At 39.8% G+C, this 13,427-nt stretch carries 14 protein-coding genes; 10 read left to right on the top strand and 4 right to left on the bottom strand.

The window, feature by feature from the left end; genetic code table 11:
* Positions 1-241: 241 nt before the first annotated feature.
* Together K8O68_RS20395 and K8O68_RS20390 are read left to right on the top strand one after the other, a co-directional pair.
* Positions 242-430: a hypothetical protein gene (locus K8O68_RS20395; RefSeq protein WP_093055604.1), complete on the top strand. Its 189-nt coding sequence runs from the start codon at positions 242-244 to the stop codon at positions 428-430.
* 128 nt (positions 431-558) lie between these two features.
* Positions 559-1,353, top strand: coding sequence for an inositol monophosphatase family protein (locus K8O68_RS20390; RefSeq protein WP_230898586.1), 795 nt, complete (start codon positions 559-561; stop codon positions 1,351-1,353).
* Between the two features lie 22 nt (positions 1,354-1,375).
* Here K8O68_RS20390 and K8O68_RS20385 read toward each other — a convergent pair whose 3' ends face one another.
* On the bottom strand, positions 1,376-1,555 hold the full coding sequence (locus K8O68_RS20385) for a DUF5325 family protein (RefSeq protein WP_230898585.1): 180 nt from the start codon (positions 1,553-1,555) through the stop codon (positions 1,376-1,378).
* 152 nt (positions 1,556-1,707) lie between these two features.
* Between K8O68_RS20385 and K8O68_RS20380 the strand changes: the two genes are divergently transcribed.
* A complete protein-coding gene (locus tag K8O68_RS20380) occupies positions 1,708-2,064 on the top strand; it encodes a YlaH-like family protein (protein WP_230898584.1) in 357 nt (118 codons plus the stop codon).
* A gap of 153 nt (positions 2,065-2,217) precedes the next feature.
* Here K8O68_RS20380 and K8O68_RS20375 read toward each other — a convergent pair whose 3' ends face one another.
* Positions 2,218-2,421: a YlaI family protein gene (locus tag K8O68_RS20375; protein ID WP_230898583.1), complete on the bottom strand. Its 204-nt coding sequence runs from the start codon at positions 2,419-2,421 to the stop codon at positions 2,218-2,220.
* A 229-nt stretch (positions 2,422-2,650) separates the two neighbouring features.
* On the opposite strand from K8O68_RS20375, the gene K8O68_RS20370 reads away from it, so the two are divergent.
* Both K8O68_RS20370 and K8O68_RS20365 read left to right on the top strand, forming a co-directional pair.
* Positions 2,651-3,103, top strand: coding sequence for a pyridoxamine 5'-phosphate oxidase family protein (locus K8O68_RS20370; protein ID WP_230898582.1), 453 nt, complete (start codon positions 2,651-2,653; stop codon positions 3,101-3,103).
* Between the two features lie 219 nt (positions 3,104-3,322).
* The gene (locus K8O68_RS20365; RefSeq protein WP_230898581.1) at positions 3,323-4,651 is read left to right on the top strand and encodes a PhoH family protein; all 1,329 of its coding nucleotides are present in this window, start codon (positions 3,323-3,325) and stop codon (positions 4,649-4,651) included.
* A gap of 62 nt (positions 4,652-4,713) precedes the next feature.
* Here K8O68_RS20365 and K8O68_RS20360 read toward each other — a convergent pair whose 3' ends face one another.
* Positions 4,714-5,211: a peptidyl-prolyl cis-trans isomerase gene (locus K8O68_RS20360; RefSeq protein ID WP_230898580.1), complete on the bottom strand. Its 498-nt coding sequence runs from the start codon at positions 5,209-5,211 to the stop codon at positions 4,714-4,716.
* 96 nt (positions 5,212-5,307) lie between these two features.
* Between K8O68_RS20360 and glsA the strand changes: the two genes are divergently transcribed.
* The 4 genes from glsA (at position 5,308) to K8O68_RS20340 (ending at position 10,993) form a co-directional block, all read left to right on the top strand.
* Positions 5,308-6,234, top strand: a complete 927-nt coding sequence (glsA, locus tag K8O68_RS20355; RefSeq protein WP_230898764.1) for a glutaminase A — start codon at positions 5,308-5,310, stop codon at positions 6,232-6,234.
* 138 nt (positions 6,235-6,372) lie between these two features.
* Complete coding sequence (locus K8O68_RS20350; RefSeq protein ID WP_230898579.1) at positions 6,373-6,657, top strand: Fpa/YlaN family protein; 285 nt, start codon at positions 6,373-6,375, stop codon at positions 6,655-6,657.
* A gap of 272 nt (positions 6,658-6,929) precedes the next feature.
* Complete coding sequence (pyc, locus tag K8O68_RS20345) at positions 6,930-10,376, top strand: pyruvate carboxylase (RefSeq protein WP_230898578.1); 3,447 nt, start codon at positions 6,930-6,932, stop codon at positions 10,374-10,376.
* A gap of 170 nt (positions 10,377-10,546) precedes the next feature.
* Positions 10,547-10,993, top strand: coding sequence for a Dps family protein (locus tag K8O68_RS20340; RefSeq protein ID WP_255717389.1), 447 nt, complete (start codon positions 10,547-10,549; stop codon positions 10,991-10,993).
* Between the two features lie 84 nt (positions 10,994-11,077).
* Here K8O68_RS20340 and K8O68_RS20335 read toward each other — a convergent pair whose 3' ends face one another.
* The gene (locus tag K8O68_RS20335; RefSeq protein WP_230898577.1) at positions 11,078-11,971 is read right to left on the bottom strand and encodes a COX15/CtaA family protein; all 894 of its coding nucleotides are present in this window, start codon (positions 11,969-11,971) and stop codon (positions 11,078-11,080) included.
* A gap of 453 nt (positions 11,972-12,424) precedes the next feature.
* On the opposite strand from K8O68_RS20335, the gene cyoE reads away from it, so the two are divergent.
* Complete coding sequence (cyoE, locus tag K8O68_RS20330) at positions 12,425-13,393, top strand: heme o synthase (RefSeq protein WP_370640560.1); 969 nt, start codon at positions 12,425-12,427, stop codon at positions 13,391-13,393.
* Positions 13,394-13,427: the final 34 nt, after the last annotated feature.

The raw sequence follows: 13,427 nt of genomic DNA, 5'->3' as shown, positions 1-13,427 counted from the left end.
TATTTGCTTATTATAAAACTTATATTAGCAGAATACAGATTAAAAAAAAAGAAAACAGAATTTCTGTTCTCAATTAGGTTTAAATTTGTGAGAATCGTGGAAAATTATAAATACCAACAAAAAATAGTTGCAAAATTCCGATAAATAGCATAATGTAATGGTAACTATTATTTCACCTTAGGGTTCATTGTTGGTCTGTTCAGGAACATAAAAAGAGACTCGAAGAAAAGGGGTGCGAATTATGGAGAAAGTCATTCAGACTTTAAAAAGAAGAGATGGGGAAAAACGTATCCCGGTCCTAAAACTGGAGATTGACTATGAACTCCAAACATTATTCGATGCGATTCAAGCGAATGAACAAGACCAAATTACTGAATGCAAAGAAAAATTAGAGAAGCTCCGGAATGAATGGCTTCGTCTTGAAGCTTAAAATACTTGTTGTGAACCTTGTAGAGGTTCACTTTTTTTGGTTACAGATTAGTAATGTTTGCGAATTAAAGGATAAGTATGGTATATGTTAGAAAACATACAGAAGATATATTTGAGGAGATGAGGCGTATGGCCGGCAACGAGAGAGATTTTCAAATGATTAAAGAAAAAGCTGAAGAATGGACCCGTGAAGCGGGAGGGTACATAAAGGAACAAATGAAGCTTACATTTAAAGTTAACACTAAATCTCATCAGCATGATTTAGTCACTGATGTGGATAAAGGAGTAGAAGCTTTTTTTCAGGAAAAAATAGATAAAGAATTTCCTGGTCACCGTTTAATGGGGGAAGAAGGATCATTTGAAAATGTAAAAGATCTTTCAGGTACAGTTTGGATATTAGACCCTATTGACGGTACGGTTAATTTTGTTCATCAGGAAAGTTATTTCGCAATTTCTGCAGGGGTTTTCCATAATGGTGAACCTGTAATAGGAATTGTATATGATGTGATGCATGATGAGTTGTTTTCCTCATTAAAAGGTAAAGGGGCTGAATTAAATAACCGGCGTCTAAGCCCCCTTTCCGAGAATTCTTTAAATGAAGCAATTATAAGTTTTAATACCGGATGGTTATTAAAAGACAGGCGACTTGAGAGAATTGTTAAGAGGTCTCGGGGTACACGGTCTTATGGGGCGGCGGCACTGGAAATAGCCTATGTAGCTGCAGGGAGACTTGATGCTTATATCAGCTTTAACCTTGCACCCTGGGATATCGCTGGAGGGTATGCTCTTCTCCAGGAAGTTGGAGGCAAAGCAACAAATTATGATGGCAAAACGTTGAATTTTCTTGAAAAAACCACTTTAATAGCGGCTAACCCTTGGGTTTATGATGAAATAATTGAAGTATTAAACACTAATACAAACTAAAAGGACGGCAGGTGTCGTCCTTTTAGTTTGTTGAGTGAAGGTATTTTTTTCGTTTGAACCCTGCAAATACAGAGCCTAGGCTTAGAACAAGAAAGCTTAGAAACATAAGCAGGCTGGTTTGAGCGAAAGAAATTCCTATCCCCATCATTCCCACTGTTCCTAGAATAGCCAGGATAAAATAATAAATATCGAAAGAACGCATGAGCTACCGACCTCCTTTTACATAGTGTACCGGAAAACGCTTTATAAAAAAAGGGTATCTTATTTAGTCAGATAGTTAATATCGCCAATTAAGTTATGCTATAATCGGAATGTTGTAAAATTTGTTGAGATGAAAAATTAGGAGTGACTTATATGCTTTCAGCTGTTAATAATACAGAGCCTGTAGCGCCGGATATGACACCAATTGCACAATGGCTAGGGGCCACTGATCCTGAGAACTTTCTTTTTGCATTTATGATCATGTATATAATAATAAACGCCCTTAGTATTCTCGTTTTTAATCTTGGTTTCGCGCGAAAACTTCCGGTCTTAAAAAATGTCGTTATTTATGCTGTGATGTTTTTTGGAAATATATTTATCACTTTTCTTGCTTTGTCATTACCCATAATAGAATCACTGTTTATTGCTGCATTAGTGCTGGGTATCTATAAATTGCAGCTGAAACGCCATAAAAACGATGAACAAAAATCAGAAGAAGAGCATTCTTAACAGCGGGAATAACCGGGTGTTGAGGGAATGAAGGGAAGTTTTTTAGAAAATGCTGCGACTCCGCTTAAAAAAGCGTACGGATCATCCACTCTTGCACGAGACAAAATAAATAGGCATGAGTCCGGTGATAAACCGAATTCATGCCCAGGTTACTTATATATAGTCATCTGTTTCTTCCTGAGGAGTATGTTCTTTAAAATTTCCTGTTTGCTTTCTTTCTATTGTTCGTTCAGTTATACGATCTTGACACGATTGACACATGTATGTGTGAATGGGTCTGTTTCTTAATTTTTTTGCAAGGGGCAGCTGGTTGTCAATTGACTCTACCACGTCACAAATGACACATTTAACTCTCATTTCGCACCTCTTCATTTAATATAATGGTTGTACAAACAGTATAACATGAGAAGGGGAATTTTTTTAAGGAGACTGAGACAAAAGAATAGTAACCAGTTTTTGTCCCAGCTGACTATCTCTATGCCTATTTTAAATGTTAATTATTTCTTAGATTTTTGTTAGAATGGTTTTAAGATGATTGAAATATAGGTATAGTATAGGTGTAGATAGATTAAGGAGGCGTTTGACAATGGCTAATCAAGTTGAAACAGTTATAACTGAAGAACTTTTACCACTGCTTAGAGAAGAACGATATGTAACAATTGCAACAGTCGACCATGAGACAGGCGGTACTAATGTGAATGCTATTTCATGGGTTTATGCCACAGATGAGAAACATGTGAGATTTTCTGTGGATAACCGCTCCCGTATCGTAGAAAATTTAAAGAAGCAACCTCTTGTTACACTTACTTTAATTGGAGAAGGGTCAACTTACGCAATTGCAGGGGAAGCGAAAGTTATTGAAGAGAAGATGGAAGATGTTCCCCTCAAATTAGCTTTAGTCGAAATTTCTGTAAATGAAGTAAGGGATGTCATGTTTTATGGTGCCCGAATTACTACAGAGCCTAAATATGAAAAAACGTATGATAAAGAAGCAGCAGAGAAACTGGATCGCCAGGTTATGGGCGCAATGAAAAAATAATTAAAACGATGCCAGCATGTTAATTCATGAGGGCATCGTTTTTATTTTATATTTAAGTAAAGGTATATGTTCCCGCCCTGCCGGTAATTACACTGCCTATTTTATTTACAGATTAGCCTATAGTCTTTGAAGAGAAGATCATGAATATACTTAAATGAATAGAATAAATAAACCCCCGCGTTTCTGGAGAGTGAAAAGATTTTTTTAGGAGGGAATAGCTTGGCTAAAATATACATTCTTGATACGAATGTTTTACTTCAAGATCCACTGGCTCTCTATTCATTTGATGAAAATAAAGTGATTATTCCGGCGGTTGTGCTCGAGGAAATTGATTCAAAAAAACGATACATGGATGAAATAGGAAGAAATGCAAGGGAAGTAGCCAGACTGCTTGATGATTTGAGAGAAAAAGGGAAACTCCATGAAGGAGTGAAGCTTCCTAATGGAGGAAATTTAGTGGTCGAATTAAATCACCGGACGTTTGATCAGATGAGAAAGCATTTTATTGATACCACGAATGATAATCGGATTTTGGCTGTAGCTTTGAATATAAGTATAGAGCAGAAAGAAATGAAGAAAAATGATGAAGTCATCCTTGTAAGCAAAGACGCCTTACTTCGGGTTAAAGCTGATGCACTCGGAATAAAATCAGAAGACTTTTTATCTGACAGAGTGGTAAAGTTTGACAGGATGTATCTTGGCTATGAGGAGAATTGGCTGAGTCCTGAGAAAATGGACTTGCTTTTTGAAGAAAAGCAGCTCCCTGTAAATGAGGTCAAGACCTCTCACACTTATCCTAACCATTTTTATATATTTAAAGACCTTGCCAATGGTACCCGGTCTGCTTTAGCTATGACTGATAAAAAGGGAGAATATATTAACCTCTTCCTGACTCACCAGGAACCTGTCTGGGGGATTAAACCGCGAAATGTCCAGCAGAAAATGGCCTTGGAATTATTAACAAGGGAGGATATTCCTCTGGTGACGCTTGCAGGAAAAGCGGGAACAGGGAAAACCCTGCTTTCGTTGGCGGCCGGATTATACCAGACTGAAGATTTAAACAAGTACAAAAAACTTCTTGTCGCAAGGCCTGTAGTTCCCATGGGAAAAGACATAGGCTATCTGCCGGGCGAAAAAGAAGAAAAACTGCGCCCTTGGATGCAGCCTATTTATGATAATCTTGAATATTTGTTTAATACTAATAAAAGCGGAGAGCTTGACCAGATTCTTGCCGGAATGTCCTCTATTCAGGTAGAGGCATTAACTTATATCAGAGGTCGAAGCATTCCCGACCAGTTTATAATAATCGATGAGGCTCAAAATTTAACTAAACATGAAGTAAAAACAATTTTAACCAGAGTTGGAGAAGGAAGTAAAATAATTTTAATGGGAGACCCTAAACAGATTGACCACCCCTACCTTGACGAATATACTAACGGGCTTACCTATGTAACAGAAAAATTAAAACACAGGGGAGAGTCAGGGCATATTAAACTGGAGAAAGGGGAACGGTCAGGGCTGGCCCAGCTGGCAGCAGATTTATTATAGACGGCAGTAATTAAAGAGACTGTTTTACACATCTCCAGAGTGGGTAAAACAGTCTTTCTGTCTCATTTTAAAATAATTGATGTAATGTGTGTTACCGGTTCCTCGAGGTTAGAACCATCCCCATAGTAAAAGTGGACAGGCCCATTTTCTTTTAAAGGCTTTCCTTGCTCGGAAAAGCCTAAGATTCCATTTTCGGCTTCACTGAGCGGACATGAAAAATCTTCTTTTCCTTCCGCGCGTACAAAGGTTACTGTCTCGGCCTCAGGATCAGGAGAAGCGTTGTCAAGGAAGGGCTTGAGTGCAATTCCTAAAGAATGCTCTGTCAGATCTTTACGGTCCACCGTTACTTTGTTCTGATTGGACTGCGGCATAGCCCCTTTCAGTCTCTGCTCGTCCCAGGCACGGCTTAACTGTTTAATTGAGGGATCTGCCGGCCCTTTTCTCTCGTCAGAAAAATATGTACTTAAATTAATTTTACGGTCATCAAATATCCAAACCCCCGGGTCGAGTATAATCGGGTGTTTAACCAGACCTTTTATAGAAACAATCATAGAAGACATTATTGATCTTCACCATCCTTTCCTCTACAGTATAGACATGAAAGATTAGTTTGTCATCCATCCAAGTTTAAGTTTACGGAGGTTAGTCATATGACGATGTGCCAGGATAACGAAGCATTGAAATTAATGGTGCAGGAAGCTTTACAATATACTCCCTATGGAAAAGTAGCAGATTATATTCCTGCTTTAAGCAGGGAAAATCCAGGGACTCTCTCTCTTGCAGTTTCCGAAGGTGGTACGACGTGTGCGACTGCTGGTGATACGTCTGAAATGTTTACGTTGCAGAGTATATCCAAGGTTATCACTCTGGCACTTGCATTAATGGATCAGGGAGAAGAAGGAGTTTTTTCCCGTGTGGGGATGGAACCTACGGGAGACCCCTTTAATTCTATTATTAAGCTTGAAACCCATTCTCCTTCCAAACCTCTTAATCCAATGATTAATGCAGGGGCGCTGGCAGTAACTTCAATGCTGCAGGGAAGCACTGTGGATGAGAAGTTAGGCCGACTCCTCACCTTTATTCACGAACTTACAGGAAATACATCTATCACTTATAATGAAGAAGTAGCCAGGTCAGAATATGATACGGCAGATTTAAACCGGTCACTGGCTTTTTTCTTAAAGCAGCATCAGGTCATCGAGGGAGATGTCGAAAGTCTGCTTGAACTGTACACTAAGCAATGTGCCATAGAAGTAAACTGCCAGGATTTAGCCAAAATGGCGTATGTAATTGCTAACAGAGGGATTCATACCGCATCCGACAGGCCGGTTATTCCTCTCCATATCGCGAGGATCATTAAGACCTTTATGGTGACTTGCGGTATGTATAATGCTTCAGGTGAATTTGCTATAAAAGTAGGAGTACCTGCAAAAAGCGGAGTGTCCGGGGGAATCATGGCTTCCATTCCTCATAAGGCGGGGATAGGCATTTACGGCCCTGCGCTGGATCAAAAAGGGAACAGTATCGCTGGGATGAAGCTGTTGGAGTCTTTATCACAACGGTATGACCTGAGTATTTTCTAGTTAGCAGGAAAGCATGTACTTGTTGCAATTTTGCCAAAGAACCGATAATATAAGAGGAAGAATGGAATTCGGTTACAAACACAACAGCCGCCTTAGTATTCAATAAGCGGTGCTGATTTATAAACGGGAGGGATTCGGATGTCCATTGAAACCCTATCAAGCCAGAATGAAAAAGCTTATGCCCTTCTAAAAGAAGATGCTGCTAAAATACGCCAGCTTATTGAAGTTCAGATGAGTAACCTCACTATGCCTCAATGCCCTCTTTATGAAGAGGTTTTAGATACTCAAATGTTTGGTTTATCCAGAGAAATTGATTTTGCAATCAGACTGAACCTTGTCAGTGAGGAAGATGGCAAGAAGTTATTAGACGAGCTGGAAAAACAGCTTTCTTCTTTACATGAAGCTTCCATGAAAAGAAAGTAATTTATTTAAAACAGATGCGTGTTTTTAATGCGCATCTGTTTTTTTGTTTACTTTCAAATAAATAACTGCTATGGAAGGCTGAAATTCATATCAGATTGAGCGGTCAGTGTATAAAATGATGAAATTTGACAGATTAAGTGATAAGATTATGAGTAGTTTCAGGAGATGACAAAACATTCTGAAACGCAGCATTAATTATTAAAGAAAAACCGATATGCTTTTACGTTTTAGTTGTATGAAAGAGCCACTTTGAAATTAGGGAGGAAAACAAGGTGAAACGTTTAGACCGTATTAACAAAGTGTTAGTAGCTAATCGAGGAGAAATTGCCATTCGGGTTTTTCGTGCGTGTACGGAGCTGAATATTCGTACGGTAGCCATTTATTCAAAAGAAGACACAGGAGCATTTCACCGGTATAAAGCTGATGAAGCTTATCTGGTTGGAGAAGGAAAAAAGCCTATCGATGCTTACCTGGATATTGAAAGCATTATTGAAACAGCAAAGAGAAACCAAGTGGACGCTATCCATCCGGGATACGGTTTCTTATCTGAAAATATACAATTTGCCAGACGATGTGAAGAGGAAGGGATTATATTTATTGGACCTTCAATTGAGCATTTAAAGATGTTTGGAGATAAAGTTGAAGCAAGGAAAACGGCGATAAAAGCAGATATTCCAGTTATTCCCGGCACTGACGGCCCTGTCACGACTACCGAGGAAGTCACAGCTTTTGCAGATCAGTACGGTTTCCCATTAATTATTAAAGCTGCCCTTGGGGGCGGTGGCCGCGGCATGCGAATCGTGAGATCAGAAGATGAGCTTAAAGAGGCTTTTGAAAGAGCGCGCTCTGAAGCGAAGTCTGCGTTTGGCAGTGAAGAAGTGTATATTGAGAGGTTTGTAGAGAATCCAAAACATATTGAAGTACAGATTCTTGGTGACAAACACGGCAATCTGGTTCATTTGTATGAACGGGACTGCTCAGTACAGAGGCGGCATCAGAAAGTAGTGGAAGTAGCTCCGAGTGTGTCTTTGTCTGATGAAGCCCGTGAAAGAATTTGCGGAGCAGCATTACAGTTAATGGAGAAAATCCAATACATAAATGCAGGCACAGTAGAGTTTCTAGTGACTGATAATGAGGAATTTTTCTTTATCGAAGTAAATCCAAGAATTCAGGTTGAACATACTATTACAGAAATGATTACAGGAATTGATATTGTCCATGCTCAGCTGATGGTTGCGGATGGAAAAGACATATTCTCGAAAGAAGTAGGAATTCCTGAACAAAAAGATATTTATACTCATGGATTTGCGATTCAGTCAAGAGTGACAACAGAAGATCCTCAAAACGGGTTTATGCCTGATACTGGAAGAATAATGGCCTACCGGACAGGAGGCGGATTCGGAGTCAGGCTTGACGCAGGGAATGGCTTTCAGGGAGCCGTAATTTCACCGCATTATGACTCTCTCCTGGTTAAATTGTCAACATGGGCCCTGTCCTTTGAAGATGCTGCACACAAAATGGTAAGGAATTTAAAAGAATTCCGTATCCGTGGGATTAAAACAAACATAGCTTTTCTTGAAAATGTTGTCCAGCATGAGAAATTTCTCAATGGAGAATACAATACAGCTTTTATAGACGAATCACCCGAGTTATTTGTGTTTCCAAAGAGGAAAGACCGGGGAACTAAAATGTTATCATTTATCGGCCAAACCGTTGTTAATGGATATCCCGGCATAGGAACGAAGAAAAAGCCCGTCTTTGATGAGCGGAGAGTGCCTAAACTTTCTTTAGAACAGCCTCTTCCTGAAGGCTCCAAACAGCTTCTTGACCGCCTTGGCCCTGAAGGTTTAGCTAATTGGGTAAAAGTAAGAGAAAAAGTTCTGCTCACTGATACCACATTCAGGGATGCCCACCAGTCTTTACTGGCTACGCGAGTAAGAACCCACGATTTAAAACAGATTGCAGAGCCGACAGCACATTTGCTGCCTAACTTGTTTTCTATGGAAATGTGGGGCGGGGCCACTTTTGATGTATCTATGCGTTTTCTGCATGAGGATCCGTGGGAGCGGCTTATAATGTTAAGGCAAAAAGCTCCGAATGTTTTATTTCAAATGCTTCTGAGAGCCTCAAATGCAGTAGGTTATAAAAATTATCCGGATAATTTAATAGATGAGTTTGTAGATAAATCAGCAGAAGCAGGAATTGATGTTTTCCGTATTTTTGACAGTCTCAACTGGCTGGAAGGAATGAAGCCGGCAATAAAAGCGGTAAGAAATTCCGGCAAGATTGCAGAAGCAAGTATGTGTTATACAGGGGATATTTTAGATCATACACGGCCTAAATACGATTTGGAATATTATATAAATATGGCAAAAGAACTTGAAAAAGCAGGTGCCCATATTTTAGGTATAAAAGATATGGCAGGTTTACTGAAACCCCAGGCTGCCTATGAACTCATTTCAGCCCTGAAAGAAGAGATAGGCATACCAATACACCTTCACACCCATGATACAAGCGGAAATGGTATATACACGTATGCAAAAGCCATTGATGCGGGAGTGGACATTGTAGATACTGCTATGAGTTCTATGGCAGGCCTTACAAGCCAGCCCAGCATGAACTCCCTTTATCACGCGTTAAGCGGGCATGAGAGGCAGCCTGAGATCAACATCTCTCATGCAGATAAATTAAATGCTTTCTGGGAAGATACAAGGAAGTATTACGAGGATTTCGAAAGCGGGATGATGGCGCCCCATTCGGAGATATATGACCATGAAATGCCTGGCGGACAATATAGTAATCTGCAGCAGCAGGCTAAAGGGGTCGGTTTGGGAGATCGCTGGGATGAAGTAAAAGAAATGTACAGTACGGTTAATGATATGTTTGGTGATATTGTAAAAGTCACCCCTTCTTCAAAAGTAGTGGGAGATATGGCTCTATTTATGGTGCAGAACGATCTGACTCCTGAACAAGTTTATGAAAATGGAATGAATATTGATTTTCCGGATTCTGTTATAGAACTGTTCCAAGGCTATTTGGGGCAACCTCATGAAGGCTTTCCCGATAAGCTTCAAAAAATTATCTTAAAAGGAAGGCCTGCTATTACTAACAGACCGGGGGAAAACATGGAGCCCGTAAACCTTGAGGCTCTTAAAGAAGAGCTTTACCATAAGCTTGGGCGCCAGGTAACAAGCCATGATGTCATTTCTTACGCTCTTTATCCAAAAGTATTTCTTGATTACCAGTCCTTTATAGATCAATTTGGTGATGTTTCGGTACTGGATACTTCTACGTTCTTTTTTGGTTTAAGACTCGGTGAAGAAGTTGAGATTGAAATTGAGCAGGGTAAAACACTCATTGTGAAGCTTGTCTCTATAGGCGAACCTCAAAAAGATGCCACACGGGTAATTTATTTTGAGTTGAATGGTCAGCCGAGAGAAATTATAGTCAGAGATGATAATATTGAGTCCCTCGTTTCTACAAAGCAGAAGGCAGACAAATTGAATGACAGACATATCGGTGCCTCTATGCCAGGAACCGTCGTTAAGCTTCTGGTAGAAAAAGGGGACAAGGTTAAAAAGGGTGACCATTTAATGATTACTGAGGCAATGAAAATGGAAACGACCGTTCAGGCACCGTTTGATGGTGTGATAGGGCAAATTTATGTTTCAAATGGAGAAGCTATACAAGGTGGAGATTTATTAGTGGAATTTGAATAAAAGAGTATTGAAAATGCCGGGAAAAAGCTTTCCGGCATTTTTTTCATTTCCTTCACTTGGCGAAACCGACAAAGTTCGTTATAATTTTCCATGAAGGGTTTAGGGAGCCCTTCAGAAGCATAAGATAAGAATTAGATAAAGTAAAAACACATTTTAGGGAGTTGATCATTTTGGTAAATGAACAAACAGAAAAAATTCTTAATCGTCAAGTGGCAAACTGGAATGTTATGTTTGTAAAGCTGCATAACTATCACTGGTATGTGAAAGGGCCTCACTTTTTCGCCTTGCACGAAAAATTTGAAGAGCTTTACAACGAAGCTGCCGGTCATATTGATGAGCTTGCAGAGCGCCTTCTTACCTTAAAAGGCAAGCCGGTTGCATCGATGAGAGAGTACTTAGAAGTCTCTACCATTGAAGAAGCCGAGGGGGAAAAAAGTGCCGAAGAAATGGTAAAAGCATTGGTGGAAGATTTTGATAGACTTTCTGCTGAACTGCAGACTGATATTGAAACATTAGAAGAGGAAGCAGGAGATGAAGCGACAGCGGACATGCTTGTTGAAGTCCGACAGTCCGTAGAAAAGCATAACTGGATGCTCCGCTCTTTCCTGGGCCAATAGTAATAAAAGCTGAAATTACCACAGTTATTAAAGTACCAAAAAAAGGCTCTCACTTAGGTGAGGGCCTTTAATTTAGGCTTCTTTTTATTTTGACCGATATGCAAGTAAAGCAGTATAACTGACAGACCCGAACAATAGACTAACCATGAAGGCGTGGAACAAAGTAGCGTTCAAGTTGAAACCCGTAAATATTACAATTGCTCCGCTGATTACCTGGAGCGTGATAAAGATAAAACTCATTAAAGTTCCGTAGAACAGAGTCTTCTCCCGGATATAGTGTTTTATAACAACAATCAATGAAATGAGCATCATAATAAAAAGAAGTCCTGCTGCCACTCTATGGCCAAATTGAATTCCGGTTCGGCCTTCCAGCACGGGAATAATTTGCCCATTACATAAAGGCCAGCCTGTGCAGCCAACACCTGCATCGGTGTGCTTCACATAGGCACCTGTATATACAACTGCATACACATAAGCAAGAATAATAAAATAGAAATATTTCACTTTCCTCGAAATGGCAGGAACAGTATATTTTATATTTTTTCCATTTTCGAAAGCCAAAACCGTAAGCAGGAGTACGCTTGTAAAAGAAATAAGCGAGAAACCGAAATGGAGTGCCATAACAGCATCCGATTGCCCCCAGACTACAGCGGCTGCGCCGAGCAGACCCTGGAAAATAATAAACAATACGGCCAGAATAGCAAACAGTTTGGTTTCCTTAAGGTGGCGAAGGGCAATCCAGCTCCAGACAGAGTGGATAATAACCATAAGTCCCAGTATAGCGGACACAAGGCGGTGAGTATATTCTATTAATGTTTTTATCGTCGGATCTTCAGGGATGAGCTGCCCGTAACAAAGCGGCCATTCAGCCCCGCAGGCGTCTCCTGAACCGGTCTGGGTCACCAGGGCACCCTGAATAATAACGACAAGCATCCCGAAGGTTGTTATCACACCAAATATTTTCAAAAATTGATGCATAGCTTCCACCGTCTTTCTACTCATTTAAATACTTAGTAAACATAATAGTATAGAAAATTATTTTAAAAAACTTTTGCCGTGTCGAATAAATAAAACACGAACCCGACCTTCATTTTATGAATTATTGACTTAAAAGTCAACGAAACTTGTTTACTGGTTCATTAATAAACTTCCAAAAATAATCCTTTTAATCTTATCAAGATATCATATATAATATTATTATAGTGTATATATGGTTTATTCGACAGAATAAGCTGGTTTTGTGGTATTCTGAACAAGTTGTGAAAAAAATGTGATGAAAATCACTGAATCTTGCTATATAATGTGAATGGATGATTACTTTCCGTCAGAGGTTTTATTTCTCTAAGTTTTCAGAGAATAATAATTTGCTTTGTTTTAAATTTGATTTATAAAGCAGATTGTTAGACTTAAATATGGAAACATGATTTGATTATGGAAAGAAGAGATGAATTTAGGGGGGTGAACGAAGTGAATAAAACAAACGCAATGCCGACAGCAGAGTCCTTAAACCAGGTCCAGGATCTCGAACAAGGAAAACAAGCTGGCTGGCGTGAGTACATTGCCATATCAAAAACAGGTATTGTGATGTCTAATCTGATTACAACTTTTGCCGGCCTGTACTTGGCAGCTTATTATACAGGAACCACTTTGGGGAGTGATCCTTTAACAGCATTGCTGGCGTTATTGGGGGCAGCATTTATTATTGCAGGAGGGTGCGCTCTAAATAATTATATCGATCGCGACATTGATCATATAATGGAACGCACAAAAGACCGTCCGACAGTTAATGGACAATTAACGGGGAAACAGACGTTAACTTATGGTCTCAGCCTGTCTATCGCCGGCACGGCCTTCCTGGCAATGACCACATTGATGGCGGCTGTCATAGGTTTAGCTGGTCTTGTAACTTATGTAGTCCTTTATTCTATGTGGACTAAAAGAACAACAACGCTTAATACGATTGTAGGGAGTTTTGCAGGAGCGGTGCCTCCGCTTATTGGCTGGGCTGCAATTGATCCTGGACTCCATCCGTTTGCATGGTCTTTGTTCCTCATTATGTTTGTCTGGCAGCCTCCGCATTTCCTTGCATTGGCTATGAAGCGTTCAGATGAATATAAAGCAGCCGGCATTCCGATGCTTCCGGTAGTTGCAGGGTTTGCCGTAACTAAGAGGCAGATTATATGGTATGTTGCCGCACTTATTCCAGTTTCTCTGCTGGTAGCGGATTTCGGCCTTGTTTATACCATTTCAGCTGTATTATTAGGGGGCGGCTGGCTGGTATTAGGATTGGCCGGGCTTAAAACGAAAGATGACTTGAAATGGGCAAAACATATGTTCATTTTCTCGTTGAATTATTTAACGATTTTGTTTGTGCTAATGGTTATTGTTCACATGTTCTAATAAATTATGGACAGAAAGAGGGGTTTGTGACGAG

Source organism: Salipaludibacillus sp. CUR1, assembly GCF_021028955.1.
Lineage (GTDB): Bacteria > Bacillota > Bacilli > Bacillales > Salisediminibacteriaceae > Salipaludibacillus.
Note: the sequence above shows the minus strand (reverse complement) of the source record. Positions and strands in the feature narration are given on the sequence as shown.

What these genes read in the sequence shown, in the direction of transcription:
- K8O68_RS20395 (WP_093055604.1), top strand. Translation starts at nt 242, where the DNA reads ATGGAGAAAGTCATTCAGACTTTAAAAAGAAGAGATGGGGAAAAACGT.
- K8O68_RS20390 (WP_230898586.1), top strand. Translation starts at nt 559, where the DNA reads ATGGCCGGCAACGAGAGAGATTTTCAAATGATTAAAGAAAAAGCTGAA.
- K8O68_RS20385 (WP_230898585.1), bottom strand. Translation starts at nt 1,555, where the DNA reads ATGCGTTCTTTCGATATTTATTATTTTATCCTGGCTATTCTAGGAACA.
- K8O68_RS20380 (WP_230898584.1), top strand. Translation starts at nt 1,708, where the DNA reads ATGCTTTCAGCTGTTAATAATACAGAGCCTGTAGCGCCGGATATGACA.
- K8O68_RS20375 (WP_230898583.1), bottom strand. Translation starts at nt 2,421, where the DNA reads ATGAGAGTTAAATGTGTCATTTGTGACGTGGTAGAGTCAATTGACAAC.
- K8O68_RS20370 (WP_230898582.1), top strand. Translation starts at nt 2,651, where the DNA reads ATGGCTAATCAAGTTGAAACAGTTATAACTGAAGAACTTTTACCACTG.
- K8O68_RS20360 (WP_230898580.1), bottom strand. Translation starts at nt 5,211, where the DNA reads ATGTCTTCTATGATTGTTTCTATAAAAGGTCTGGTTAAACACCCGATT.
- glsA (WP_230898764.1), top strand. Translation starts at nt 5,308, where the DNA reads ATGTGCCAGGATAACGAAGCATTGAAATTAATGGTGCAGGAAGCTTTA.
- K8O68_RS20350 (WP_230898579.1), top strand. Translation starts at nt 6,373, where the DNA reads ATGTCCATTGAAACCCTATCAAGCCAGAATGAAAAAGCTTATGCCCTT.
- K8O68_RS20335 (WP_230898577.1), bottom strand. Translation starts at nt 11,971, where the DNA reads ATGCATCAATTTTTGAAAATATTTGGTGTGATAACAACCTTCGGGATG.
- cyoE (WP_370640560.1), top strand. Translation starts at nt 12,425, where the DNA reads ATGGAAAGAAGAGATGAATTTAGGGGGGTGAACGAAGTGAATAAAACA.